This window comes from Escherichia sp. E4736, from assembly GCF_005781225.1.
In the GTDB taxonomy this organism is placed as follows: Bacteria; Pseudomonadota; Gammaproteobacteria; order Enterobacterales; family Enterobacteriaceae; genus Escherichia.
In genome coordinates this window covers 1-2,115 of the sequence record NZ_VATT01000075.1, presented here as the reverse complement: position 1 = coordinate 2,115, position 2,115 = coordinate 1, and the positions used below count along the sequence as shown (strand labels likewise).

Below are 2,115 nucleotides of genomic sequence, written 5' to 3'. Positions count from 1 at the left end.
TACCGGAATGTGGTCACTCCATTATTGAATTATCAGGCTGTAAACACAATGCAAGCGATCGAGCAAAAAGCGAGACAGCCTGTTATAACTCAACCCTATCCAACACGAGTTGACACTTACACAAACTGCAATTCAGGGTTTGGAAATACAGTCACATGCAACAGTAGCAGTAACATCAGATAACAATCAGCAAAGGTATCGCCTATGCAGAGGGATACGATAAACCTCGCGTTCTACATATTTGATTTTTGCACGTTCCTGGTGTTTGAAAAGCTATTCTGACAACGCATCAGACTTAACACCCTGCGTCATAGCGTTAATAGCCTTTTGTGCCTGCTTCATGGCTTTCTCAAACGCTGTTGATCCGCGTGGGGTATTTGCCATTCGTAGCATTGCATTTCTGAATGGCTCACTCTCATAGGCGCGAGCAAGAAGGCCGTAGCTTACTGCTGCGCCAGTTGTCGCCGGGTTCATTGCCGTCCCATATCCGATAATGAACGGGATGGTTTGCTGCCCTGTTGGTGTTGTTACTGCCGCTTTTGCAGCCTGCTGCGTGGATTGCAGGTAGTTTTTCAATCCCCTCAGGTAAGCAGCATCCTGCCCCTTAAATGTGATACCCGTTTGGTTTTGCAGGATGTTAAGCTGTCGAAGGAACTGGTCAGGGGATCCACCTGATTTCTCTATCGCCTTTCCAATGATGCCATTGCGCATTTGCGCTCTTCCAACGCGACCAACTGAGTTATACAGCGTCTTAATTTCCGATTTGTTCTTGCTGAATAGCATGTTATTCACAACTTCCGGCGTCAGGTCGCCTTTCATGAGAATATTCTTCAGCCTGGTATTCTTTAGTTTCGCCGCTTCGTCAGCGTAGACGGCATTGGCCTGCTGATATTTACGAAGAGTATCATTGCCAAGATTCTGACCAATGGCACCATTGATATCGTCGGTCATCGCCTTGTAAACGCGCTGTATGGCGGCATCGGAACGGTTTGGTAACACTGGTCGCTCACCCTTCACGTCCATTCTGAACTGGCTGCGCAGATCGCTTAATTGCTTCAAATCCAGATTTACCGGACCATCAGGACCAGCATTGCGAATAAGCTCATCACGATAGGATTGAAGTTTTGAAATCGTCTCGTTATCAGCGACCTTACCAAGCTTCTGCAGGTTAGATATCTCAGTATCAATCTGCTGAATTGCTCGCACAGGCTGAATGTTGACTCCCGCCATTGCATTCTGAACCTGTTCAAGTCGATTACCTGCAGCACGACGAATTCCTGATGTTTTCGCTTTAAGGCTTTCAATAACAACAGCTGGATCATACTCACCGAATTTATCAGCAAATCTCTGCACCAACTGGCTTCTCGCTTCCTGTTGCGTTGCTCTCATTCCGCTTGTGCCAGCCAGAGGGATATTTTCTGCTGTAGTCTGCGCCATTTTTCCGACGCGGGAAGTAGGTTGTAACAGGTCTGTGGTGTGCAGAGGCACTCCTTCACGCTCTGCAAACCTGATAGCCTGTTGCGCTTCTGGCGCTATCGCACCACGAACTCCACGATAAGCAGCACCTAATCCACGTCCGGCAGCGTTAATAGCTCCGCCAGCCAGAACGCCAACGCCTAAGTCGGTGGCTAGTGCTTCCGCATCATCTTTCACACTGTTTGCAGCAAGTGATCCAACTGCGTTTTCAGCGAGAAGGCGAGTTGCACCCTGAGCAATTCGACCAGCAAGTGTTGGTGCCTGTGTTGCCGCTCTCTCAACGCCGGCAGGAGTGAGGTAAGGCAATGCTTCAGCAAATACCCTGCCCTCTGTCGTTTGTGGAGTCAGCGCACCTTGCTGAAGGCCAAAGTCCTGCTCTAATCCATGCGTTGTTACTCGTGGCGCTGGTTGATATGTTCCATCGCCAATGCCGAGTTTACCGCCAGCCCATGCAGCCGCGCTTGTTACAGCATCGGCAACCGATGCAGGTATGTTTGCCACGTTCACGCCAGCCTGCACCAGTCCGCGACCAGTCTCTTTTACTGCTTCGCCAAGATCAGACATAAATCCACTTTGCTGTGGTTGTTGCTGTGCTACTGGTTGCTGTGTCTCCACTGGCTGCACAGATGGCAATGGATA

At 49.6% G+C, this 2,115-nt stretch carries 1 protein-coding gene and 1 pseudogene; one reads left to right on the top strand and one right to left on the bottom strand.

All coding sequences use genetic code 11. The features are described 5' to 3' along the window. Positions 1-183, top strand: a pseudogene (locus FEK46_RS24030) (hypothetical protein); the annotation flags it as partial. Between the two features lie 90 nt (positions 184-273). On the opposite strand, the gene FEK46_RS23300 reads toward FEK46_RS24030, so the two are convergent. Then, positions 274-2,115, bottom strand: a 1,842-nt coding sequence (locus FEK46_RS23300; RefSeq protein WP_138194854.1) for a lytic transglycosylase domain-containing protein, incomplete at its 5' end; no start/stop codon positions are given.